Annotated in this window: 20 protein-coding genes, 1 tRNA gene and 1 pseudogene; 13 read left to right on the forward strand and 9 right to left on the reverse strand. The window is 57.4% G+C overall.

From position 1 onward, the window contains the following. Positions 1–8: 8 nt before the first annotated feature. A complete protein-coding gene (locus tag IEW73_RS10020; protein WP_188674060.1) occupies positions 9–485 on the reverse strand; it encodes a heme-binding beta-barrel domain-containing protein in 477 nt (158 codons plus the stop codon). Between the two features lie 155 nt (positions 486–640). Here IEW73_RS10020 and IEW73_RS10025 point away from each other — a divergent pair, with 155 nt between their 5' ends. Genes IEW73_RS10025 through IEW73_RS10040 form a run of 4 tightly spaced genes read left to right on the forward strand, consistent with a single transcriptional unit; the run spans position 641 to position 4,305 of the window. Continuing rightward, positions 641–1,588, forward strand: a complete 948-nt coding sequence (locus tag IEW73_RS10025; protein WP_188674063.1) for a siderophore ABC transporter substrate-binding protein — start codon at positions 641–643, stop codon at positions 1,586–1,588. Positions 1,589–1,590: 2 nt separating this feature from the next. Next, positions 1,591–2,574, forward strand: coding sequence for an ABC transporter permease (locus IEW73_RS10030; RefSeq protein WP_229675908.1), 984 nt, complete (start codon positions 1,591–1,593; stop codon positions 2,572–2,574). Then, complete coding sequence (locus IEW73_RS10035) at positions 2,564–3,550, forward strand: iron chelate uptake ABC transporter family permease subunit (protein WP_229675909.1); 987 nt, start codon at positions 2,564–2,566, stop codon at positions 3,548–3,550. The genes IEW73_RS10030 and IEW73_RS10035 overlap by 11 nt, the downstream gene beginning before the upstream one ends. After that, positions 3,547–4,305, forward strand: a complete 759-nt coding sequence (locus tag IEW73_RS10040; RefSeq protein WP_188674064.1) for an iron ABC transporter ATP-binding protein — start codon at positions 3,547–3,549, stop codon at positions 4,303–4,305. Before IEW73_RS10035 ends, IEW73_RS10040 begins: the two co-directional genes overlap by 4 nt. 11 nt (positions 4,306–4,316) lie before the next feature. Here the strand turns inward: IEW73_RS10040 and IEW73_RS10045 are convergent, their stop codons facing one another. Next, positions 4,317–5,690, reverse strand: a complete 1,374-nt coding sequence (locus IEW73_RS10045) for an amidase (protein WP_188674066.1) — start codon at positions 5,688–5,690, stop codon at positions 4,317–4,319. Positions 5,691–5,700: 10 nt separating this feature from the next. After that, positions 5,701–6,672 (reverse strand): D-2-hydroxyacid dehydrogenase, encoded by a 972-nt coding sequence (locus tag IEW73_RS10050; protein WP_188674068.1) that lies wholly within the window; start codon positions 6,670–6,672, stop codon positions 5,701–5,703. Positions 6,673–6,761: 89 nt separating this feature from the next. Here IEW73_RS10050 and IEW73_RS10055 point away from each other — a divergent pair, with 89 nt between their 5' ends. The 3 genes from IEW73_RS10055 to IEW73_RS10065 are packed head-to-tail and all read left to right on the forward strand — an operon-like array spanning position 6,762 to position 8,946. Next, a complete protein-coding gene (locus IEW73_RS10055) occupies positions 6,762–7,511 on the forward strand; it encodes a maleate cis-trans isomerase family protein (RefSeq protein WP_188674071.1) in 750 nt (249 codons plus the stop codon). After that, positions 7,512–8,273: a maleate cis-trans isomerase family protein gene (locus IEW73_RS10060; protein WP_188674074.1), complete on the forward strand. Its 762-nt coding sequence runs from the start codon at positions 7,512–7,514 to the stop codon at positions 8,271–8,273. Next, complete coding sequence (locus IEW73_RS10065) at positions 8,254–8,946, forward strand: GntR family transcriptional regulator (protein ID WP_188674077.1); 693 nt, start codon at positions 8,254–8,256, stop codon at positions 8,944–8,946. Before IEW73_RS10060 ends, IEW73_RS10065 begins: the two co-directional genes overlap by 20 nt. On the opposite strand, the gene IEW73_RS10070 is transcribed toward IEW73_RS10065, so the two are convergent. Together IEW73_RS10070 and IEW73_RS10075 are read right to left on the reverse strand one after the other, a co-directional pair. Then, a complete protein-coding gene (locus IEW73_RS10070) occupies positions 8,943–9,971 on the reverse strand; it encodes a cutinase family protein (protein ID WP_188674079.1) in 1,029 nt (342 codons plus the stop codon). The genes IEW73_RS10065 and IEW73_RS10070 overlap by 4 nt on opposite strands. A gap of 111 nt (positions 9,972–10,082) precedes the next feature. After that, positions 10,083–10,156 (reverse strand) — tRNA-Arg (locus IEW73_RS10075). Between the two features lie 247 nt (positions 10,157–10,403). On the opposite strand from IEW73_RS10075, the gene IEW73_RS10080 reads away from it, so the two are divergent. Both IEW73_RS10080 and cobF read left to right on the forward strand, forming a co-directional pair. Next, positions 10,404–11,081 (forward strand): TetR/AcrR family transcriptional regulator, encoded by a 678-nt coding sequence (locus IEW73_RS10080; RefSeq protein WP_188674081.1) that lies wholly within the window; start codon positions 10,404–10,406, stop codon positions 11,079–11,081. A 58-nt stretch (positions 11,082–11,139) separates the two neighbouring features. Continuing rightward, on the forward strand, positions 11,140–11,922 hold the full coding sequence (cobF, locus tag IEW73_RS10085; protein WP_188674083.1) for a precorrin-6A synthase (deacetylating): 783 nt from the start codon (positions 11,140–11,142) through the stop codon (positions 11,920–11,922). Here cobF and IEW73_RS10090 read toward each other — a convergent pair. The 3 genes from IEW73_RS10090 to IEW73_RS10100 all read right to left on the reverse strand — a co-directional run bounded on the left by IEW73_RS10090 (position 11,919) and on the right by IEW73_RS10100 (position 15,500). Continuing rightward, positions 11,919–13,373 (reverse strand): hypothetical protein, encoded by a 1,455-nt coding sequence (locus IEW73_RS10090; RefSeq protein ID WP_188674085.1) that lies wholly within the window; start codon positions 13,371–13,373, stop codon positions 11,919–11,921. The genes cobF and IEW73_RS10090 overlap by 4 nt on opposite strands. Beyond that, positions 13,370–15,067: a glucose-6-phosphate isomerase gene (gene pgi / locus IEW73_RS10095; RefSeq protein WP_188675051.1), complete on the reverse strand. Its 1,698-nt coding sequence runs from the start codon at positions 15,065–15,067 to the stop codon at positions 13,370–13,372. Before pgi ends, IEW73_RS10090 begins: the two co-directional genes overlap by 4 nt. Positions 15,068–15,164: 97 nt before the next feature. Beyond that, positions 15,165–15,500, reverse strand: coding sequence for a chorismate mutase (locus IEW73_RS10100; protein ID WP_188674087.1), 336 nt, complete (start codon positions 15,498–15,500; stop codon positions 15,165–15,167). 259 nt (positions 15,501–15,759) lie between these two features. Here IEW73_RS10100 and pcrA point away from each other — a divergent pair, with 259 nt between their 5' ends. After that, on the forward strand, positions 15,760–18,174 hold the full coding sequence (gene pcrA / locus IEW73_RS10105; RefSeq protein ID WP_241012288.1) for a DNA helicase PcrA: 2,415 nt from the start codon (positions 15,760–15,762) through the stop codon (positions 18,172–18,174). 63 nt (positions 18,175–18,237) lie between these two features. On the opposite strand, the pseudogene IEW73_RS16725 reads toward pcrA, so the two are convergent. Beyond that, positions 18,238–18,678, reverse strand: a pseudogene (locus IEW73_RS16725) (M23 family metallopeptidase); the annotation flags it as partial. A gap of 951 nt (positions 18,679–19,629) precedes the next feature. Between IEW73_RS16725 and sucC the strand changes: the two are divergent. The 3 genes from sucC (at position 19,630) to IEW73_RS10125 (ending at position 23,676) form a co-directional block, all read left to right on the forward strand. Next, positions 19,630–20,799 carry an ADP-forming succinate--CoA ligase subunit beta gene (sucC, locus tag IEW73_RS10115; protein WP_188674092.1) on the forward strand — a complete coding sequence of 390 codons (1,170 nt, stop codon included), beginning with the start codon at positions 19,630–19,632 and terminating at the stop codon, positions 20,797–20,799. A gap of 14 nt (positions 20,800–20,813) precedes the next feature. After that, complete coding sequence (gene sucD / locus IEW73_RS10120) at positions 20,814–21,689, forward strand: succinate--CoA ligase subunit alpha (protein WP_188674095.1); 876 nt, start codon at positions 20,814–20,816, stop codon at positions 21,687–21,689. Between the two features lie 160 nt (positions 21,690–21,849). Beyond that, on the forward strand, positions 21,850–23,676 hold the full coding sequence (locus IEW73_RS10125) for a DUF8508 domain-containing protein (protein ID WP_188674098.1): 1,827 nt from the start codon (positions 21,850–21,852) through the stop codon (positions 23,674–23,676). Positions 23,677–23,705 lie beyond the last annotated feature (29 nt).

The raw sequence follows: 23,705 nt of genomic DNA on the forward strand, positions 1-23,705 counted from the left end.
GGGTCGAACTATGCGGCCTGCGTGCGGGTGTATTCCGCATGCAGGTGATGCGTTAAAGGTGTGTCCGCATGTGCCATCCACATGTCGAATGTCAAAGCGTCGCCTTTGAGGACGAGGGTGCGCCGCACTTCGTGTACGGGCTTGGATTCGACTGATCGACCGAGGCGGACGGGGTGAAATTCGAGGACGCCGTCGTGCATTAGCCCGGAGTGAATTTCGGTGAATCCAGTCGGTTGGCTGAGCAGTAGTTCGATTGTGCCGGTGGGGGTGCGTCGGAGGTATCCGCATTCGGTGTGCATGGGCTGGTTGGTTTCAGCGTTCCATGTGCGGGAGCGGTAGATAAGGAATGGTCGGCCGGTGGGGGTGAAGTCTATTTCTTCGCGATAATTGAAGTCGTCGATGGTGGGGTAGTGGCCGTGGCCTTCGCCGCGCCAAGCTCCGGCGAATTGTTCGAGATCGCCTAGGGGGCTTTGTTCTTCGCTCATCGTGCACCTTTGATTGTTGCGGGCCTGCGTTTGAAAAAGCTGTGTGATTGACGTTACCTTGTGCGGCTGTTCGCCCGATTCGCGCCCGAGGTGAGGAATGCCTACCATAAGTACCTGTCCGAATAGGTAAGGCTTTCCTACTAGAAGGAGTGCTGATGGCGCGCATCCGCACGTTAGCCGCTCTTGCAGCGATGTCCCCACTACTACTGGCAGCGTGCGGAACCGAATCCGCAACGTCCACAGACATTGAGACAGTTTCCATCACCCATAGCCAAGGAAGTACCGAAGCTCCGCTCAACCCAGAACGTGTAGCGGTCTACGATTACTCGCTACTGGACACACTCGACGCACTGGGGCTGTCAGACCGCGTCATCGGATTGCCGACGGCGTCGGTCGTCCCAGAACGGTTCGAAGACATTGCCGCAAACGCTGACAACATCGGATCGCTCTTCGAACCCGACATCGAGGCTCTCATTGCAGCCGAACCCGACGTTATTCTCGTAGGTTTGCGCAGCGCCGAAGCGTACGACGACGTCAGTAAAATTGCACCCACTCTTGACCTCACGTTCGATTTCGACGATCCGGTAGGCAGCAACCGCGCTAACGTCGAAGCAATCGCTGAACTGTTTGGTGTTGAAGATGAAGCAGCTGACCGGCTTGACGACATCGATTCACTGGTAAGTGATATTCAAGGTAAAGCAGCCGAGGGTGGCAATGCACTTATCGTGATGACCGCAGGTGGGGATGTTTCGGCATACGGCCCCGACTCCCGCTTCGGGTTCATTCATAGGGTGCTTGAAATTCCAACAGCCGCTGCCATCACCCAAGATGGTCGACACGGCGAAGCAATCAGCTTCGAGTTTATCCGCGAAGCACAACCAGACCACCTCTTCGTTATCGACCGCGACGCTGCCATCGGGGAGGGCGGCGCCGCAGCTGCCACAGTCCTCGACAACGCACTTGTTGCGGACACACCAGCCGCGCGAAACGGCAACATTCACTACCTAGACTCCACAGCCTGGTACATCATCGGCTCAGGACTGAACACCCTCGAAGCGATGATCAGCGCAATCGATGCAGCGATTTCAGGCGGAACCTCCTGACTGTGACGTCGCGAGCGGTACGCACTTCGCTGCTGCCGCTCGCCTTCGTCGCCCTCATCGTCCTGGCCCTCGTGAGTATCTTCATCGGCGTCACAGCAATATCGCCGATCGATGTCATCACCGGTCGCGCCGACGACGGTGCCGTGCTGACTCTCATTGTGAGCCGACTCCCGCGAACGCTTGCAGTGATCCTGGCCGGAGCAGCGCTGGCCGTTGCCGGACTGTTGATGCAATTGCTCGCCCGAAACAGGTTTGTTGAGCCTTCCACAGTGGGAACTGTGGAATCGGCGGGCCTCGGTCTGCTTGCAGTCACAATCCTGGCTCCTGCAGTATCAGTGTTCGGCAAAATGCTGGTGGCAACAGTATTCGCGTTGGCTGGCACGGCGCTGTTTCTGCTGCTCATCCGGAACGTGCGACAACGAGACTCAGTTCATGTTCCCCTGATCGGGATTATGCTCTCCGGGATCATCGGTGCGGTCGCCACATTCATCGCGTACCGACATGACCTGCTTCAAACATTGGCTTCGTGGACTGTTGGCAACTTTTCGAGTGTCCTGCAGGGCCGCTACGAGCTCCTTTACCTGGTTGCCATTCTGACCGGTATCGCGATGCTGGCCGCCGATCGTTTCACCGTCGCCGGTTTGGGCGCTGAGTTCACGACCAACCTCGGGTTGAACTATCGGCGGGTGCTCGCTTTCGGCATGGGAATCATCGCGGTTATATCCGCCGTAGTAGTGACCGTAGTTGGGGCCATCCCGTTCCTGGGGCTCGTGGTACCCAACATCGTGTCCATGATTGTCGGAGACAGCGCACGCCGGGGGATTCCCTGGGTTGCGGTCGCTGGAGCAGGGTTTGCTCTGAGCTGCGACATTATTGGGCGCACTGTGCGGTACCCGTATGAGATTCCGGTTGGAACAGTAGCTGGGGTCATTGGCGCCGCAATCTTCTTGTACCTCTTGCTGAGGAGGAACAGTCGTGTCCACTAAACCTCTGGAACGAGAACTTCGCCAGCGGTCAATCCGCATGCGAATCGGTGTGCTCACCGTCGTTGCATTGCTCGTCGTCGGGTTGTACCTGTTTAGCCATCTGCCTCGTGCGTGGGAGTTGGTTCTCCCGATGCGCCTCACAACAGTTGGCGCCTTGATTGTTGTTGCCTACGCCATCGGCATATCTACGGTGATGTTTCAAACCGTCACGGCCAACCGCATCTTGACACCGGCCCTCATGGGGTTCGATTCGCTGTACATCCTGATCCAGACCGTCCTGGTGTTCGTGTTTGGTGCAGCGGCGATGGTCAGCTATTCCGTAGTTATCAAGTATCTCAGCGAAACGATCATTCTCGTTGGCTTCACCCTGGTGCTCTACTGGTTGGTGTTCCGTAAGGGCCGAAGCTCAATTCATATTCTGTTGCTCGTCGGAATCGTGTTCGGTGTGTTCTTCCGCAGCGTGTCGAACTTGGTGCAGCGGCTCATCGAACCGGCCGAATTTGCCGTGTTGCAAGACATGTTTTTCGCGAGCTTCACTCGTATTGATCCAGTGCTGCTCGCAGCTACTGCCGCGATGTGCGTCCTGGTGACGGCTGTCGGGGCGAAGTACTGGCACACGTTCGACGTCCTATTGCTCGGGCGTGACACTGCCGTCAGTCTCGGCGTCAACTATCAGCGCATGGTGATCGGGATTTTCATCGCCACTTCAGTGTTGGTGGCAGCGTCGACTGCGCTCGTCGGCCCGATTACTTTCTTTGGCCTCCTTGTCGCAAATCTTGCCTATCTCATCGCAGGAAATCACCTGCATCGCAACACATTGCCGATCGCGGTGCTGCTTGGTGTCATCACGCTCGTGGGCGGCCAGTGGTTGCTTGCGCGCGTGTTTTCGCAGGGAACCACCTTGTCGATCATTATCGAATTTGCTGGGGGCATTGTGTTGATTTACCTACTTCTCCGGGGGAGAGCCGTGCGATGATCCGACTAAAGAACGTCACGAAGTCCTTCGGTTCAACGACTGTCGTCGACGACGTGACCTGCGAGATCGCACCGTCCGGAATTACGTCGCTCATCGGCCCCAATGGCGCGGGAAAATCGACGCTGCTGTCGATGATCAGCCGACTCACTCCGTGTGATGCTGGAGTGATCACAGTAGATGGTCTCGATGTCTTTGACACGCCTACCGACGTGCTTGCCCGAAAGCTTTCTATCCTGCGGCAGGACAACGCTGTCAGTGTTCGTCTCACTGTTCGCGAACTGGTGACATTTGGTAGGTACCCTCACTCGCGAGGGCGACTAACAGTGGTCGACAAAGTGAAAATCGACGAAGCGATCGCCTACTTGGAACTCGAATCGCTCGCCGACCGGCCTTTGGAAGAGTTGTCTGGCGGGCAACGCCAACGCGCTTTTGTTGCGATGGTGCTGTGCCAGGACACGGACTACATTCTTCTCGATGAACCGCTGAACAACCTCGACATGCGACATGCGGTAGCCATGATGCAGCGACTACGCCGTGCAGCAGATGAACTGGGGAAAACAATTGTCCTGGTCATTCACGACGTGAATTTTGCTGCGGCGTATTCCGACAGCATCATCGCTCTCAAAGGTGGCCGCATCGTTCATAGCGGTACCCCGCGGTCAGTCATGACAGCCGAAGTTATGCGGTCAATCTATGACATGGACATGCGCTTCACCGAGGTAGATGGAACTCGGCTAGCGATGTACTACCTCTAGCATGTCCCCATCTACGCTGCGAGAACGTGCTCGGCATACCGGGCGACCGCAAGAACGAGATCATCCGAGTGTCGTGGCCCGACGATCTGTAAACCGACTGGCAACCCTGCCGCGGTGGTGCCGACGGGGATGCTGATGGCTGGCTGCTGGGTGAGGTTGAACGGGTAGGTAAACCCTGTCCACTGGGGCCAACTCGTGTAATCGCTACCGGGAGGCACATTGTGTCCAGCTTCGAACGCGGCGATGGGCATCGTGGGCGTGAGCAGAAGGTTATGCGTGTTGTGGAAGTTGCCCATCGTGATACCCAGTTGGGCAGCGACATCACGTGCCTGGAGGTATTCCACAGCGGAGTATTCGAGACCGCGGTCCCACACCGTACCGAGATCGGGGTCAACTTTGTCGCGCGAGCCTTCGGGGAAACGCCCCAGAAGAGTGGCAGCTCCCGCGGCCCACAGCAGTTCAAAAGCCTCAACTGGATCACTGAAACCGGGATTCGCCTCGGTAACAGGGAGACCTGCTTCGTCGAGTTTGCGCACTGCGGCGTCAACAATCTTGCAGACTTCGTCATCCACCTTGAGGTAGCCGAGGTTCTTGGAGTAAGCCACACCAAGGCCGCGCACGTCGCGGTTCATCTGGCCGCGGTAGGTGGTAAACGTGGGGCCAAGATAGGTGGGGTCACGGTAGTCAGGCAACGACAAGATGTCCATCAGCAGGGCAGTGTCTTCAACCGTGCGCGTCATGGGGCCGCCGTGCGCAAGGGGACCGAACGGGCTGGCAGGGAACATCGGCACACGACCGTGGGTGGGCTTGAAGCCAACGATGCCGCAGAACGACGCAGGGATGCGAATGCTGCCGCCCCCATCTGTGCCTACTGAGCATGGTCCCAGTCCAGCCGCGACGGCCGCTGCACTGCCGCCCGAAGACCCACCAGCAGTCTTGCTGGGATCAACCGGGTTGCGCGTAATGCCGGAAAGTGGGCTGTCCGTCGTGGCTTTCCACGCAATTTCGGGTGTGGTCGTCTTGCCGACAAACACCATGCCGTCTTCACGCAAGCGCGCGGTTATCGGACTGTCGACGTTCCATTCCTGGTTGGGGTCAACACATTGCGAACCCCGCAGCGTAGGCCAACCTTTGGTGAAGAAAATGTCCTTGATGGAGATCGGTACACCGTCGAGCAAGCCCTTGACATGGCCGCGTCGGTAGCGTTCCTCAGACTGCTTTGCTTGTCGAAGTGCTCGCTCCGGATCAACAAGGCAAAAGGCGTTGATTTCGGGGTTGCGAGCCTCAATCGCAGAGAGCACCGACTGTGTTGCTTCGACCGGTGACAGCGAGCCCGCGGTGAATGCGGTGACAAGCTCAGTGGCGGTCATCTCAGTGGGGTTCATCGTGTGCTCCTTAGCCCGGGACGTAACCACGTTGTTTGTCAACTATATTGAGCAGTTCTGTGCCTGCCGTCCATCGTTCGAAATTTTCGACGAACAGGGTGACAAGATCGTCGCGCCAACCAACAACATCGCCGGCGTTATGGGGGGTGATCATCACATTGTCGAGGGTCCACAGTGGATGGTCAGCTGGGAGGGGTTCAGGATCGGTGACGTCGAGCGCTGCGCCAGCGATGGTGCCGTCACGAAGAGCGGCAACGAGGTCGTCGGTGACGGTGAGGTCGCCGCGCCCGACATTGATGAACCTCGCTGTGGGTTTCATCGCTTGAAAGAGTTCGGCGTTAAACATGTGCCGAGTTTGCGGCGTGCTGGGGGCAATAGAAACTACGTAATCCGCGGTGCGAAGCACGTCCGGAAGTTCCTCTTGGGCGACGATGGTGCCGAAGTCCGGGTCATCGGTTTGGGCTCGTCTTCCTGATCCGGTGACGCGCAAACCTGCCGCACTAAGCAGTCTTCCAATGGCCCGCCCGATCGGCCCAGTTCCCACGACAACTGCGTGTTTGCCAGCGATCCGCTCGGACTCCCTGTGTTTCCACTCACGTTGCTGTTGGAGAGTCCACGAGGTGGGGAAATCTTTTGCGAAAGCAAGGATCTGTCCAAGCACGTATTCAGCAATGTGCGGGTCGAAGATTCCACGGGAATTGGTGACAACGACGTCGCTGTCAGAGAGCTCATCGAACATGAACCGTTCCACCCCTGCCGAGGCGATGTGGATCCATTCGAGTGCGTTTGCGCTGCTCCAAGCGTCCGGGACTGCGTGGCTGAAGAAGTCATACGCGAAGAGGATCTGTGCGCCGTCGAGGGCGCGGGGCAGATCATCGGCGGTCGTGAAGCGCACGTTGGCCTGTTTGAGCACAGGGGCGAGGAGGTCCTCGTCCGGCTTCGTCGAGCCATGAAGGACCGCGATTATTGGGTTCTCGGTCACGTTGACACCGTAAGAGGCTCTCGTATGATTGTCAACAATCTGATTAAATGCCATCAGGCAAGTACTTCGAGTGAAGGCGAGGCCCAGCCTTGGAACTCAATATCCCTGACTTTGAGGGCCCCATCGCGCAACGCGGGATCGGGATCATCGCGCCGTTCGACATGGCACTCGAACGCGAGCTATGGCGCTGGGCACCAATGGAAGTAAGCCTGCACTCCGCGCGCACACCATACGAACCCATCGAAGTCAGTTGCGAAATGGCAGAGCTCGTCTCGGACCGTAAGCACATCATGGCCGCCACCCGCGATGTCCTACACGTCGAACCCGAAGTCGTGGCATACATGTGCACCTCGGGCAGCTTCATCAAGGGCCTGGCCTATGAGCGCTCACTGTGTGACGCGATGCGCGAAGCAGGAGCACCCGACGCCATCACCACCAGCGGGGCCCTCGTTGAAGCGGTGCGAGCGCTGAACCTCGACCGAATCTCCGTGATCACCCCATACGACGAACCACTCACGAACAAACTGCACGACTTCCTCGACGAACTCGGTGTTGAAATCCTGCGGTCCGACCACCTCGGCCTCGGCGGTGGTATCTGGAAAGTCAACTACCGCACCATTGCCGAACGGATCATCTCCGCCGACACCCCAGATTCTGAAGCCATTTTCGTAAGCTGCACCAACCTCCCGACGTATGACCTCATCGATCCACTAGAGGAACGCCTGGGCAAGCCGATTCTCACCGCAAATCAGTTGTCGATGTGGTCCTGCCTCGGGCACATGAAGCTCCCGATGATGGGGCCAGGCAAGTGGCTCCGCGACGTGTTCACAGGAGAATGAATGAGCACCACAACAACCACAGCCTTAGGTTTCATCTACCCCGACCACGCCGCAGAAGACGACTACCCTCTAGCCGAACGGCTCCTGCGCGAAGCCGGAATTGATGTCTCCCTCAACGTCGCTCATATTTACGGTACTGATCTACACGCCATTCCCGAATTGCTTGACCTCGGCAGCCCGGACAAACTGGCTGACGGGGCGTCGCTGCTCGCGGACGCAGACCCCGCTGCCGTGATCTGGGCATGTACCTCCGGAAGTTTTGTATACGGCCCAGACGGAGCACCGAAACAAGTAGCGGCACTAGCGCAGGCCTCCAGGGTCGCGGCGTCGAGCACAAGTTTTGCATTCGTCAACGCAGCCAAGCACCTCGGAGTTTCCCGCGTTGCCGTTGCCGCGAGCTACCCCGACGATGTTGCACAACTGTTCGTCCAATTCCTCGCCGCAGCAGGAATCGAGGTGCTTGGCATGTCTAGCGCGGGCATCGATACCGCTGCGGAAGTGGGCACGCTCACCTCCGACCAAGTGTGCGAACTTGCAGCCAGCAATGATCGCCTTGACGCACAAGCGCTTTTGATACCGGACACCGCAATGCATACGATCGGCGTGCTCCAGCAACTAGAAGCGCAACTCGGGAAGCCCGTGCTGACCGCCAATCAAGTCACAATTTGGGAAGCGCTTCGGCTTGCGAACATTACTGCAGTGCAACCAGCACTTGGCGCACTGTTCAACGAAAGGCCCCACTATGGCGACGTTCGATCTTGAACCAGTCGCTCGACAATCCACCGCCGAACTCATCGCAGACCGACTTCGAATTGCCATCATGCGTGGCGCACTGGAGCCTGGTGAGCAGCTCGGTGAAGCTGATCTAGCCGCAAAGTTTGACGTGTCACGCGGACCTGTGCGGGAAGCGATGCAACGACTCGTTTCCGAAGGGCTCCTGCACAGCATCCGCCACCGCGGAATCTTCGTCATAGAACTCACTGTCGACGACATTGAAGACGTATACCGCTCGCGGGCAGCGATTGAACGAGGCGTGCTCGAACGAATACTAGAGGGGCGATGCGAAGCCACATACGCAGCCCTCGGGCCATCAATAGAAATGATGCGCGCCGCAGCCGACAAAGGCGACGCCGCCGCTGTTTCCGATGCTGATCAACAGTTCCACGAGGTACTCGTACAAAGCTCCGAAAGCCCGAGGCTAGTGCGCGCTGCCCGAACATTGCTGATTGAAACACGCATGTGCCTCGGTGCCCTGCAGACCACCTACGACGACTTGCACGAACAGGTGACTGAACACGAAACGCTCCGCGACGCGATCGGCGCGGGCCAACTCGAACTCGCATACACGCTGCTGAGCGAACACATGTCGGACGCCGTCACGCGACTACGTCATCAGCGTGAAGCCACATCAGGGACTCCAGGAACTGCCAGTTAGCCGCGATTGTCGGCTAGGAGCCTGTCCGCGACCATCGCTACACCGCAATCCTTGCCGGACACAAACTGGCCGTCGGTGACGCTCGGTGTTGTGCAGCGAAGCGCAATATCCGAGCCGTGGTACGCCTGGTGACGATCAAACGGCGACACCCCATTTGTGCCCGAAACATTCTCAGCATCATCAGGGCTTTCGGCAGGGTTGCACACATTATCGCCAGGGATGCACACCGAAACTACCGCCGAAGGATTACTCCGCATCCAACCGTCTTGGCCGCCATCGCCAATTGGGAAGAGACGAAAGAAGCCTTCGCCCTGAGTCGCACCCACCTGGGTGACTGCCTGCGTCGCTGATCTGCTCGGATCACCAAACATCACCACAGAAGCCACGTTTCGGAAATCTTGTGTGCCGCTTCGCTGCTCGAAGCTCAAAGCGGTATTGATGACGTCAGCGCCCTGGGATACACCAAACAAAACAATGTTGGTGCCCGACTCAGCGCAAATGTCGTTGATGTGGCGCAAAGATGTCCGCAGATTCTCCGCCCCGGCTTCAATCGAATCGCGGTATACCACCGGATATAGCAGCAGTCCTTCGCCCACCCGAACCGCCGGGTAAGTTACACCAAACCCAGCCGGTGCTGAGGCGCCCCTCGCTGTGAATTCAGCGGACAGCCCCTCGAAAAACTCGTGCCCTAGCGGGCCCATGCCGCGACCTTCAGTGCCGGCCGGGTAAACCGCCGACGCCGATGACGCCGCAGTGTCCACACCTTGCGGCGGTTCGTTGGAGCCGCGCACGCCCAGCATGTACGTCTCAGCGCAGGCCGAACCAATTGCCGAAGTACTCGCAGAGACGTGGCTGTCAGTGATGTGGGCGTCGGGATCGGTGGTTGCGGAAGGTTGGGCTGAAGCAGACGGCACCAACACCATCGACGCCGCACACACGGCTACGCCACCCTTGACGAAGGTAGACCGCACCCTATGTTTCCGGCTACCCGTGGCGGTGCGGCGGGCCTGTCGTTTATGAAGCATCGCCCTAAGTGTCCCAGAAAACTGGTGTCATTAACCTGAGAAAATTCTCTGATTTTGCTTCGATGCAGGTCAGGCAGTGTGGAGTGGTGCCTGAGAAGAAAAAACTGAGAGTGCCCCCGACAGGAATCGAACCTGTGGCCTGGACTTTAGGAGAGTCCCGCTCTATCCGACTGAGCTACGAGGGCGCGCGCGACGCGTCGGCGGGGAGAGTCTACCGCGTGCAGGGGGTGCAACGCACGCCGACAACACGTGATCGAAGATCATTTTGTATTGCGCGTTGTTTCATCAGCGATTGTGACAACGAACATTGAGTTGAATGTGCCGTTGTAATTGCAGTTTGTGCGCTTACACTCAACTAGACGTTCAGATGGAAAACGTCAAAAGTGCAGTAGTGAGGGCTGAAGAGCCCCAGAACAATCGTTGGGGAAAAGCGTGAGTGGTCACTTTCAGTCGATAAATCCGGTGCGCCCAACTGTGGACATGCTTCGGAAGAACGAGATTTGTTCGCGAATCCTAGACGCGGCGGAAGAATGCTTAATGCAAGCCGGTTTCCGTGCACGAGTTCACGCTGCGATAGCGCAACGGGCCGGGTTGTCTAGGCCCACTGTGTACAAGTATTTCGGTGATCAGTCCGCCATTATTGAGGCACTCTTTGAGCGCGAGATTGCGAAGTTCCTCAACCGACTGCATCCCGTGATCGAGGGCAGCACGCACGCTAAAGCTCGTGTAGTGGACAGCGTGGTTTTCATCGTCAGTTACGCGCGTGAACATGAACTCCTCCAAAAATCACTCAAGGAAGACCCCCAGGTTGTCAATCATTTGTTGGCAACCCAAGGTCAAACGCTGATTGAACGCGTCGCTGCTTTCATTTCGCCATATTTCCACCGGGGCGACGACACCTCACCTGTCGACGACCGCACCCTTGTTCCGTTGGCCGAATGGATTTACCGCGTGGTCACTTCGTTGATCACCACACCTGGTGTTGTTGACACGGAAAGCCCTGAGAAGCTGCGGGTTTTCGTCACGGAATTGATGGAAATGCCAGCTTTGACCAGGGACCTCAGCACTTCTCATGACACCGCCCGCGATACGGCGTCCACCACGGCGTAGGCGCCGTTTGTTTGCCACAGTTTTCGTGACTTACTAGGTGTGTGGCACCGTTGTGCCCATGCGAACGGTTTCGGTGGTGGGAATTGGTGCGGGTGATCCTGACCAGCTCACCCTCCAAGCAATCAAGGCAATTCAGCGGGCCTCAGTGTTTTTTGTCATCGACAAGGGTGCCCAGCCTAGTGGGCTTGTTGATGCACGAATAGCGATGCTCGAAACCCACAAGGGTGCCGTCAACTTCACTGTCGTGGAAATTCCCGACCCGCCCCGCGACCGAACACCAAGCAACTACCAGCACGCGGTCACCCAATGGCATGCGCAACGCGCGGACGTGCTGGCCGCAGCCATAACGGCACATCTCAAGGACGGCGAAACAGGAGCCTTCTTGGTGTGGGGCGACCCCGCGCTATACGACAGCACGCTACGTGTTTTCGAGCTGATGCTGGAATCAGGAAACGCTACGTTTGAATACGAGGTGATTCCAGGGATCACCAGCATTCAGGCGTTAACAGCGCGGCACCGTATTCCGCTCAATCGCATAGGCGAACCCATTCATATCACCACCGGACGCCGACTCCGCGAAGGCCTACCTGTGGGCGTCACCAACGCTGTTGTCATGCTTGACGCGCACTGCGCCTTTACCGAGGTAGCGGACCGCGAAGGCGGGGAGTGGGACGTGTGGTGGGGTGGCAATCTCGGCACAGTTGACGAAGAAATTATCGCGGGAAGAGTTGGCGACGTAGACGACGCAATTACGGCAGCTCGGAGTCGTGTGAAAGAACAAGCGGGCTGGATAATGGATACCTATTTGCTCCGACGCCGTGACGAACCGGACACCACTTAGAACAGTGCCGATGGCCCGCCCGGGATACCAAGACCTGGTTGATCGCTTTCCCAACTTTGGGGAACGAGACCCCACTTCTCAAGTTCCTTGATCGCCAAATTGCGGAGGCTTCGCGAGTTGGGGAATCGAACTGGGTCGAGACCATTGATACTCAGCGTGTAATGGTCGCCATTGCGGAGCAGGCACGCATCGATCACCAAGTCCTGCGCCAACGCTTGAGTCGCTGTGAGTCGTGGGTGCACAGCGCGTGCCGCTGTCGAAACAACTGGGTATTTTCCAAGTTTGGTGAGAGTGTCGGGCAACGTGCCGACGTTGGATGCGATGGCGTCAGCCACTGATCCGGCGTGGGTAAGTTTGCTGGCAATTCTGTCGGGAACGATGTGCAAAGTGGCCAACGGAAGCGCGGCAGGCCGGACTTCTTCTGGCACAACATTTGCGGCAACCTTTTGGAACGCCTCACGAGACTTGTCGCGTATCAGGAACAGTTCACCATAGCGACTGCCTCGTGGTTTCCATGTCAATGTGGACATGGTTAACGCATTAGACCTAAGTTCCTGAGTCTTTCCATCAGATACATCAAACGGCATCCCAATGGTGACGTGTTCATTGAGTCCCCGAGCGCCGGAACTAAACAGCAAATTCGATACGATGCACACAAAGAGACTATTGGAAGTGCCGTTCGATTTTGCGGCGACCGCGTCCCATTCGTCAGCGATGATGTCGATTATCGTTGTAGCTTCACTCCAGTTCGGCGCCACCTTCCCAGATTTTGCGACTGTTGTGGCACGTCGTTTCCGGAGCGCATTAACGCGATTGCGGCGCATAAATCGAACGACTTCATCCCGGTTAGAGCCTTGAATGAAAATTCGGTAAAACGCAATAAGCGAACCAACGATGAATGCCCAGTATTGGGCAAGGGCATCAGTGAGCTCACTCCACAAGGGTTTCCGCTTGATGTTGGTCGCGATGTTCCCAGTAGCACCGCTTACGGCTGCATTGACGGCAGAGATAAGGCCCCTGGCGTCAGTGAGAGCGTGGGAGCAGACAAGGGAGACGACCATCCCTCCGTCTGAGATGCGTGCGGTACTGAGTTCCCACCCGATTCCATGTTCGGGATTGAGTCGGGTTTGTGCACGCTCGTTGCACCAATCAACAATCTGTTCTCTCGGTATAGCCTGCGTGGTGTACTGAATTGGCGCGATACTTGCCCCGCGTGCCCAATAGTGTCGAGCCCCTGGAATATACGGGCGGATAACCCTCCGGTCGAGGTGACCATTCGCGATTCCTTGGTGTATCTCGGTGAGAGTGTCGTCGTCGACAACGTCGTCGAACATCCATATGCCCTGCATGACGATCGGCATTCCGAAGCCCCTATGGGTGCGCACGAAGTGCATGTCCACAAGGCTCAAATAGTCCGTCTGACTAGGGCGATCGGGGGGCGTGGGTGTCATGATCGACCTCTCCACTTACGGTACCGCGCCAGTAGATCGCTGGTGGAGCCGTCGACTGTTGAGGCTCCGGGCGCACCCGAGGTGAGCAGTGGGAGAAGCGCTTGTGCCTGCGTTTTGCCCAGTTCAACACCCCATTGATCAAACGGGTTGATCGACCACACTGTGCCTTGAACAAAGACTTGATGCTCGTATAGCGCAATCAGTTGACCAAGGACTTGTGGTGTCAGGGCTGGCGCGAGGATGGTGGTACTTGGACGGTTACCAGGCATTACCTTGTGCGGAACCAGTGACTCTGGGGTGTCTTCAGCACGGATCTCTTCGGCGTTCTTCCCGAAAGCCAACACGTGCGTTTGCGCAAAGAAGTTCGACATCAAGAGGTCATGCATGCTTGCTCCGGCGTCATTGTGGAGGTCAGCAGTCGGTTTGGCGAACCCAATGAAATCACACGGGACGAGGCGAGTTCCTTGATGAAGGAGCTGAAAGAATGCGTGCTGACCATTGGTTCCGGGTTCACCCCAATAGATTTCACCGGTGCCTGTCTGCACAGCGCTACCGTCGAGGGTCACAGATTTGCCGTTGGATTCCATCGTCAATTGCTGGAGGTACGCCGGGAACCTCGCCAGATCGTTTGAATAGGGGAGTACGGCTCGTGTTTCCGCGCCGAAGAAGTGTGTGTAGAGAACGCCAAGCATCCCGAGAACGATGGGGGCGTTTGCTTCGAGTGGCGCAGTGCGGAAATGATGGTCAACCTGGTGCATGCCATGCAGGAACTCGCGGAAATGAACTGGCCCGATCTGCAGCATCACGGACAGGCCAATCGCTGATCCGACAGAGTAGCGCCCACCGACCCAGTCCCAGAAACCAAAGATATTTGCTTCGTCGATGCCGAAATCTGTGACTCGCTCAATGTTGGTCGACACGGCGACGAAGTGGTGAGCTACCACGCTTTTTTGCGTCTCGGGATCGGTCGCGAGCGTGTCGATCACCCACTGTCGGGCAACCTCCGCATTCGACAGTGTTTCCAGCGTGCCGAATGTTTTGGAAGCAATGATAAACAGCGTCCGAGCTGGGTCTAGATTGGCGAGGGTGGAAACGAGATCCGCTGGGTCGATGTTCGACACGAAATGCGAATCGATGCCCGCGTCAGAGTAGTGGCGCAGGGCTTGGCTGACCATAGCGGGGCCGAGATCAGAACCACCGATCCCGATGTTGACTACGGTTGTGATCCTCTCGCCCGTTGCGCCACGAAACTGGCCTGAGCGCACTTTGTCAGCAAAATCCGCCATACGATCGAGGACGGCGTGAACTTCCTCGGTGATGTCGACGCCGTCAACAATTAGGGTTTCCGAACGCGGTAGCCGCAATGCGGTGTGCAGAACCGATCGGTCCTCAGTTGTGTTGATGCGGTCACCCCGAAACATTGCGTCCCGGCGCTCCAGCACACCAGCAGCCTGAGCTACATCGCACAATTTTCGAATCGTGCTTGCAGTGACGATGTTCTTGGAGACGTCTATGTGTAAGTCTCCGACATCTAGCGTGAGCGTGCCAGTGCGGTGTGGGTCGTCGCTGAAGAGCTTTCTCAGAGAGGTGTTTCGCAAGCTTGTCGCGTCGTCGGAGAGCGCACGCCACTCGGGCGTCGACGTGATTCCGGTGGCCGCAGGACCGTGGGAATTACGCGGTGTCTCAGGTTTCAGCGTCCCAGGTTTTAGCGTCCCAGGATCCGGCGTCGTGGGATTCGATTTCACTGCATCTGAATTCACAGGGGCACTCCTGACGACGGTGCGGTGAGTTCTACTGATGTGGGTCCCGACCAAGGCGGCCACGCCCGAGACGCAACAGAAGCATCGCGAGGGTGTGCCCTTCGGGGCCGAGTTCACTAAACCGTTCGATGACCTTCATTTCACGATTGTGGACTAATCGCGGCCCACCCGAGGCCATTCGGAGGCGCCCAACGATGCGCGAAACCTCAGAGCGGCGCTTGATTGCGTTGAGTATTTGAGCGTCTAGTTCGTCAATCTCTTTTCGCAGATCATCAATATTTGGAGTTGCTGGCTCTGCGGGAACCTCGCCGGCGCTGGGGGCAGCTGCCTTCGGTTCGGCAGAGTGGTCAGCGGGTGGCGTTGTCACAATTGTCCCCTGTCGTAGCGGCTGTAGATGATCCGTGCTGCATGAAAATGTGCTGCACACGTCTTGTGATTCTGCCACGGGTCCGTGACAAGTTTGTGGTGGGAATCGTCAGAGTGAGTTTTGACTGTGAGGTTTCGACAGTGAAGTTTTGACAGTGACACTGCCTATGCTGGGTGGAGTCGACAAGTTTGAGTGCACACCGGATGTGGGGCTTACGTGTTGCGTGTGGCCGATCGGTGAAGGTGGGAAGAGGGAAGTTCTGTTTACAACGAGTACGCAGCATAGTTCGGGGCCCGGATCAGAGGCGAGCACAGTGAGTGCGGATTCTCTTATCGAGGGTCTAAACCCACAGCAGCAGGAGGCGGTGCTCCATGCCAATGCGCCATTGCTGATTGTCGCTGGGGCCGGTTCAGGCAAGACTGCGGTGCTGACACGCAGGATCGCGTACCTTCTCGGGCACCGCGGAGTGCGACCGTCCGAGGTGCTGGCGATTACGTTTACCAACAAAGCTGCTGCAGAAATGCGGGAGCGTGTCAGCCAGCGCGTAGGACCTGTCGCAGCTTCAATGTGGGTTGCGACGTTCCACTCGACATGTGTGCGTATTCTGCGTGCTCAATCAGGAGTCATTGAGGGCCTTAATTCAAACTTCTCGATCTACGATGCCGACGATTCGCGCCGACTGCTGTCGATGATCGCCAAAGACCTAGACATCGATATACGACGCTTTACTCCGCGTCTGCTGGCGACCCACATCTCTAACTTGAAGAACGAACTCATCAGCGTCGAGCAAGCAGCTGCGTCGGCGGAGGTGGAAGCCAATGAGTTTTCGCGACTAGTGGCGAAGGTCTACGGCATATATCAGCGGCGACTACGAGACGCGAATGCCGTCGATTTTGACGACCTTATTGGTGAGACGGTTCGAATCCTGCAGTCATACCCAGACATCGCGGCGTATTACCATCGCCGCTTCAAGCACATTCTGGTCGACGAGTATCAGGATACGAACCATGCTCAATACGTCCTGGTGCGGGAGCTGGCGGGTGCAGGAACTCATCACACGGAAGGTGTGCCCCAGGCTGAGCTGTGCGTGGTTGGTGACGCAGACCAATCGATCTACGCCTTCCGCGGCGCTACCATCCGCAACATCGTTGAGTTCGAACGAGATTTCACCGATGCCAAGACTATTTTGCTGGAACAAAACTACCGATCCACGCAAAACATTCTGTCGGCGGCGAACGCCGTCATTGCGCAGAACTCGGGGCGGCGGCCGAAAAAGTTGTGGACCGATGCGGGCGCTGGCGAACCAATCTACGGTTATGTTGCCGATGATGAGCGTGACGAAGCGATGTTCGTTGCTTCCGAAATCGACCGGCTCCATTCCAGTGGGGCTGTGAACTACAGCGACATCGCAGTGTTCTACCGCACCAATAATTCGTCGCGAGCTCTGGAAGAAGTCTTCATCCGGCACGGTTTGCCGTACAAAGTGGTCGGCGGTGTGCGCTTCTACGAACGCAAAGAAGTTCGCGATATCGTCGCCTACCTTCGGGTGCTCGCGAACCCTGACGACGCAGTGAGTCTTCGCCGCATTCTCAACACCCCGCGTCGCGGCATTGGGGATCGTGCTGAAGCGTGCGTCTCAGTGCACGCTGAACAGCAAGATATTGGTTTCGCTGCGGCGCTTCGCGATGCTGCGGCCGGTGAAGTGCGGTTGCTTGGCACTCGAGCGCAGAAGGCCATCGCTGCGTTTGTTCAGTTGCTTGATGAGTTGCGAGAGCCTCTACACAACGGGACGGCATTAAGTGAGACTGGCGGCCTCGATATCGGTCGCGTGGTCGAGCACATTCTGGACCAGACGGGCTACCGCGCGGAATTGGAAGCGAGCAACGACCCGCAAGATGGTGCGCGTCTCGACAACCTCAATGAGCTGGTGAGCGTCGCGGCGGAATTTAGCGTTGATGCGGCGCGGTTAGTAGCGGAGGGGTTCGAAACAGGGGAGGGCGAGCCTGAAGTAGGTTCCTTGGCCTCATTCCTTGAACGGGTGTCCCTAGTTGCTGATACGGATCAGATTCCCGAGTCTGAGTCTGGCGTGGTCACGCTGATGACGCTCCACACGGCAAAAGGCCTCGAATTTCCCGTCGTGTTTGTTACTGGCTGGGAAGACGGGCAATTTCCTCATATGCGAGCACTTGGTGACCCTGATGAATTGTCGGAGGAACGACGCCTAGCTTATGTCGGTATTACGCGCGCGAAGGAGACCCTCTACCTGACGCGAGCGATAACCCGCTCGGCGTGGGGGCAGCCCACAGCAAACCCTGAATCACGGTTTTTGCAGGAGATTCCGTCTGAACTGGTGCAGTGGAAACGGTCCGCCCCACAGCGTCGAACACCGTCGTACGGTGGCAGTTCGTACGGTGGCAGTTCGTTCGGTGGTAATTCCTTCGGTGGCGCTGCACCGAGCGGCACGACCGGTGATATGCGCGGACGACCAGCTCGTTCACGCGGACCGGTACTTGTTCTTGAGGCGGGCGACCGTGTCAATCATGACAAGTATGGGTTGGGGAAGGTACTGAACGTGGAGGGCTCAGGTCCGATGGCGCGTGCGACAGTCGACTTCGGTTCGGCCGGTCGCGTGTCGCTATTGCTGATGGCCGGCGTTCCCATGACGAAGCTGTAGTCACATAAACGAATGGTGGCGCCCATCCGAGGATGGGCGCCACCATTGTGAGACGTTAACGAACTATTGGCTGCCGAATACTTCGACGCCCTTGCTGGCGAGCCAGCCGATGGGGTCAATTTTCTGGTCGCCGTTGATCCACACTTCGAAGTGGACGTGCGGGCCGGTGGAGAACCCACGGTTACCGACAGTTGCGATCTGCTGACCGGCCTGTACTCGTTGCCCGACGGACACCATGTTGGTGTCGTTGTGACCGTAGACAGTGACAGTACCGTCATCGTGGCGGATACGGACCCAGAGCCCAAACCCGGCTGCTGGGCCTGAGTCGATCACTTCACCATCGCCTGCGGCAACGATAGGTGTGCCGATGGGTGCTGCGATGTCGATTCCGCCGTGCAAGGTGCCCCAGCGCTGGCCGAATGTTGACGTCAGTACGCCAATGGTGGGAAGTGCGAAGAGTGGGCGGCGCAAAGCTGCCTCGCGGGCTGCTCGTTCGTCAGTGAAGCGCTGAGCGGTGGCGAGTTGCTGTGTGTATGCGGCTGGGTCGAGAGCACGCGCAACATTAAGTACCTGAACGGTTCCTGCTGGTGTGCTCGAATCCGCAGTTGCGGCGAACTTGACGTCCTCACCGGTTGCGCTAGCTGCTGCGAAGGCAATGTTGTTGTTGGCGCTAGCAGTGGTGTCGGACATGAGGACTGCTTGTCCACCGATAACGGTGGCGCCGAGTGTTACGGCTGCAATCGCCATGCGGCCTTTAGGAGCACGTTTCTGGGCCTGTTTTTGGGCATGGTTGTTCAGTGTGGTGCGTAGCATTGGGGTTCCAGAAGGGGTGCGAATCCCTCAGGTCGGTTCCGCCGCAGCCCCGCGAAAGACTGCGGTGTCATCCAGGTGATGACACCGGCGTGGTGTTGATTGTCGCCGGTACACGAATTTCTGTCTGACGGTGAGCCTGTGGTGCGTGTCGGGTGGCTCGCCGTCGTGATCAGATCGTGACTTTCACTGATGAAAAGGTAACGAAATGGTTGCGGTGCTTGCAAGCGTTTGTGGTGGTAAAAGCGCCTAATGAGAGCGCACTCACAGTCCGACTAGGTAAAACCCCAGTTTGATGGCATGTAGTTGATCTTCACCTGCTTGCACTTTCTCACCATTTGGGAGATTTGGCGGTTTTTGGCGACGCTGAACGTAACAACCAGTTTTCATCCCGTCCCAAAGTCCGCGAAGAAGCGCACCGCTTAAAGTTTCGGTCGGTGAGGCCTGATGGCAGACCGGAACGGCAAGGATTTAAGCCCATACCGTCCCGTTTTATGTCAGTACGCGATAGGTTAGAGGCGGCTAGGACGTGACGTAGCGCACGTCCCGGCCATGTCTGTGCAAAGCACAGGATGGCCTGGACTAAGGTCCGACTTGGCTTACCCCGACCTGGGTGAGCGTCACAGTAGATGAGACGGTGAGCACATGGATCTCTTCGAATACCAAGCGAAAGAGCTTTTCGCAAAACACGGAGTCCCCACCACACCGGGGAGCGTCGCGGATACCGCAGAGCAAGCTGAGCAAGTTGCTGCGGACATCGGCAAGCCAGTTGTGGTGAAGGCACAAGTTAAAACAGGCGGACGTGGCAAAGCGGGAGGCGTCAAACTCGCCACCGACGCTGCTGATGCCAAAGAGAAAGCTTCAGGCATTCTCGGCCTTGACATTAAAGGTCATATCGTTAAAAGACTTCTCGTAGCAGAGGCAAGTGACATCGCCGAGGAGTACTACATCTCGTTCCTTCTCGACCGCACCAATCGCACATTCTTGGCAATGTGTTCTAAAGAGGGCGGCGTCGAGATCGAACAGGTCGCCGTCGACAACCCCGACGCACTGGCTAAAGTGCCCGTCGACGCCACCGAAGGTGTGAGCATCGAGTTTGCGCGGGAGATCGCGGAAAAGGGCAAGCTCCCAGCCGAGGTTCTCGATGCTGCCGCGGAAACAATCGCGAAGCTGTGGGACGTATTCGTCAAGGAAGACGCCGTTCTGGTGGAAGTTAATCCTCTAGTACGCACCCCTGATGACCAGATCCTCGCACTTGATGGCAAGGTCACCCTCGACGAAAATGCAGATTTCCGTCAGCCAGGTCACGAAGACTTCGTCGACGCCGAGGCTGCGGATCCACTCGAGGCCAAGGCGAAAGCTAAGGGCCTCAACTACGTCAAGCTTGAGGGTGAAGTAGGCATCATCGGCAACGGTGCTGGACTCGTTATGTCCACCCTCGACGTTGTTGCATACGCCGGCGAAGACTTTGGTGGCGTGAAACCAGCCAACTTCCTCGACATCGGTGGTGGCGCGTCAGCAGAAGTGATGGCCAACGGTCTCGACGTGATCCTCAACGATCCAAGCGTCAAGAGCGTCTTCGTTAACGTGTTCGGTGGCATCACCGCATGTGACGCAGTGGCCAACGGCATCGTCAAGGCCCTAGAAATTCTCGGCGACGAGGCAAACAAGCCGCTTGTGGTGCGACTTGACGGAAACAATGTCGAAGAGGGACGCCGTATCCTCGACGAAGCTGCTCATCCACTAGTGCAGCAGCTTGACACCATGGACGGTGCGGCCGCCAAGGCCGCTGAACTCGCAGCAGCGGCGAAGTAAAGGGGATCGGGAAAATGGCAATTTTTCTGACCAAAGACAGCAAAGTTATCGTTCAGGGCATCACCGGCGCCGAGGGTGTTAAGCACACTCGACGCATGGTCGCCTCTGGGACCAACATTGTCGGCGGTGTAAACCCCCGCAAGGCCGGTACCGACGTCGACGGGATTCCCGTATTCGCCAGCGTCAAAGAGGCGATGGAGAAAACCGGCGCGGACGTATCAGTTTTGTTTGTCCCACCAGCGTTCACGAAAGCCGCTGTGATCGAAGCAATCGACGCTGAGATCTCACTGGCCGTAGTCATTACTGAGGGTGTACCCGTCCACGATTCCACCGAATTTTGGGCCTACAACCTCAAAAAGGGCGGCAAGACCCGGATCATCGGGCCAAACTGCCCAGGAATCATCAGCCCTGATCAGTCGAACGCGGGCATCATTCCAGGGAACATCACAGGTCCAGGCAAGGTCGGTCTCGTCTCGAAGTCGGGCACATTGACCTACCAGATGATGTTCGAACTGGCTGACTTTGGTTTCACAACCTGCGTCGGCATTGGTGGAGACCCAGTCATCGGTACTACTCACATTGACTGCCTCCAGGCGTTCGAAGACGATCCGGACACCGAATTGGTCGTGATGATCGGTGAAATTGGTGGCGACGCAGAAGAGCGCGCCGCTGACTACATCAAGGCCAACATCACCAAGCCTGTCGTCGGTTACGTCGCAGGTTTCACAGCACCTGAAGGAAAGACCATGGGCCACGCTGGTGCCATCGTTTCTGGGTCTTCAGGCACCGCGCAGGCCAAGAAGGATGCGCTAGAAGCTGCAGGTGTTCGGGTGGGTAAGACTCCGTCCGAAACAGCCAAAATCGCACGTGAGATTCTGCAAAGCATGTAATTCGTGTGGTGTGATGTGCCGTGGCCGCTTTGGTGGTCACGGCACATTTTTTTTGGTTTTATCCGGTTTGACCGCATCTGTTACAAATGTTTGCCAGTCGTCACCTTGTGTTCGTGTGCCATTGATCAGCACCCCACTTAGTTATTGATACAACTAACGGATGCACGCTGTCGCGCACCGAAAAACCTATGTCGCCGCCATCGCACTTGCGATAATCGCCACTGTCATACCGCCAGCTGGCGCGCAATCTACACCTGCAAACACCGCCATCGCTGACATTCAGGGCGCCGGACATGGCTCCCCGCTCGTCGGACAAGACGTCAGCGGCGTCACCGGGATCGTGACGGGGCAGGCCAACAATGGCTTCTGGATGCAAGACCCTGTCGGCGATGGCGCTGATGCGACATCGGAAGGAATCTTCGTATTCCTCGGACGCAACCCGGAACTACCAAACGTCGGCGACGAAGTCGCTGTGTCGGGGACCGTGTCCGAGTACCGGCCAGGCAATATCGCCACCAACCTGACAATCACCCAGCTTTCGCAACCCAACGTCGACGTAGTGTCGAGCAACAACGAGCTACCAGCGCCCGTATTGATCGGCCCAGGCGGGCGAGTTCCGCCAGCCCAAAACATTGCAGGCGAGTCAGCTTTTGATGTGGAAAAGAACGCCCTCGACTTCTACGCGTCACTGGAGAGCATGCGGGTACAGGTGGATTCTCCCGAGGTGGTGGGTCCTACCAACCGGTTCGGTGAGATCGTTGTCATTCCAGCCGGGGGAGACGAATCGCTCGTTCGTACACCTAACGGTGGCGTTGTGTACGCCTATGACAGGCCGAATGCCATGCGGCTCCACCTTGATGACCGACTGCTGACAGACCCTCCGATGCCGTCAGCAAATGTGGGAGACACACTAGATGGCAGCGTTGTGGGCATCGTCGACTATTCGTTCGGGAACTTCAAAGTCCAGGTAAGCGATGTTCCCACGGTCAATCCAGGTGCGGCGGCCAGGACCGCAACGAGGCCACAGGAAGCGGATGAACTTTCCGTGGCGAGCTTCAACGTTGAAAACTTGCACCCCGGTGACCCAGCAGAAAAGTTCGAACGACTCGCAGGGGCAATCGTGGATAACCTCGCGAGCCCAGACATCATCGCTCTCGCTGAAGTGCAGGACAATAGTGGTCCCGCAAACAACGGCGTAGTGGCGGCCGATCACACGTTGGCCCGCCTTCGTGACGAGATCAGAACCGCTGGAGGTCCCGAGTATCAATGGCGGCAAATTGACCCAGAAGACGGCGAAGACGGCGGCCAGCCAGGTGGAAACATTCGGGTGGTCTTCTTCTACCGAACCGATCGCGGTGTTGAATTTGTCGATCGAGGTACCGCCACTGCGACGACCGGAGTCGCCATCAATGACGTTGATGGCCGCCCGGAACTGTCCACTTCCCCGGGCCGGATCGCGCCAACAGATGAAGCGTGGACGTCGTCGCGAAAGCCTCTCGTCGGTGAGTTCGTGTTTCGCGAGCAAACATACTTTGTCGTTGGGAATCACTTCAGCTCAAAAGGCGGTGACCAGCCGCTCTTCGGGCGCTATCAGCCTCCGCAGCGGTTCAGCGAGCAGAAGCGTCACGCACAAGCGCAACTAGTGGCCGACTTCACGAGCGAAGTAATGTCGATCGACCCAGAAGCACGCATCATCGTTGCAGGCGACATCAATGATTTTGAGTTCTCGCGCACCACCGAGTTGCTTGAGGATGGTGGGGCAATGACAGCACTGATGAAAACTCTGCCTGAAGGTGAGCGCTACTCATACGTTTACCAAGGTAATGCGCAGGTTCTGGATCAGATACTTGTCTCACGAGCACTAGTTGAGGCCCCTCCATGCGGAGACAATCCCGCATGGGAGTATGAGCCCCTACGCCTGAACGTCGACTTCGCTGATCAGATCAGCGACCACGATCCACAGATCCTTCGTCTACGGGCGTGCTGACAAGTTGCTGTGCAGATAGTGACGAGTAC

This window comes from Hoyosella rhizosphaerae (assembly GCF_014643175.1).
Classification (GTDB): Bacteria; Actinomycetota; Actinomycetes; order Mycobacteriales; family Mycobacteriaceae; genus Lolliginicoccus; species Lolliginicoccus rhizosphaerae.

Coding starts and splice junctions, on each gene's coding strand:
- IEW73_RS10025 (WP_188674063.1), top strand. CDS start 641: ATGGCGCGCATCCGCACGTTAGCCGCTCTTGCAGCGATGTCCCCACTA.
- IEW73_RS10065 (WP_188674077.1), top strand. CDS start 8,254: ATGGCGACGTTCGATCTTGAACCAGTCGCTCGACAATCCACCGCCGAA.
- IEW73_RS10125 (WP_188674098.1), top strand. CDS start 21,850: ATGCACGCTGTCGCGCACCGAAAAACCTATGTCGCCGCCATCGCACTT.
- IEW73_RS10070 (WP_188674079.1), bottom strand. CDS start 9,971: ATGCTTCATAAACGACAGGCCCGCCGCACCGCCACGGGTAGCCGGAAA.
- cobF (WP_188674083.1), top strand. CDS start 11,140: ATGCGAACGGTTTCGGTGGTGGGAATTGGTGCGGGTGATCCTGACCAG.
- IEW73_RS10040 (WP_188674064.1), top strand. CDS start 3,547: ATGATCCGACTAAAGAACGTCACGAAGTCCTTCGGTTCAACGACTGTC.
- sucC (WP_188674092.1), top strand. CDS start 19,630: ATGGATCTCTTCGAATACCAAGCGAAAGAGCTTTTCGCAAAACACGGA.
- IEW73_RS10090 (WP_188674085.1), bottom strand. CDS start 13,373: ATGACACCCACGCCCCCCGATCGCCCTAGTCAGACGGACTATTTGAGC.
- IEW73_RS10020 (WP_188674060.1), bottom strand. CDS start 485: ATGAGCGAAGAACAAAGCCCCCTAGGCGATCTCGAACAATTCGCCGGA.
- IEW73_RS10060 (WP_188674074.1), top strand. CDS start 7,512: ATGAGCACCACAACAACCACAGCCTTAGGTTTCATCTACCCCGACCAC.
- IEW73_RS10045 (WP_188674066.1), bottom strand. CDS start 5,690: ATGAACCCCACTGAGATGACCGCCACTGAGCTTGTCACCGCATTCACC.
- sucD (WP_188674095.1), top strand. CDS start 20,814: ATGGCAATTTTTCTGACCAAAGACAGCAAAGTTATCGTTCAGGGCATC.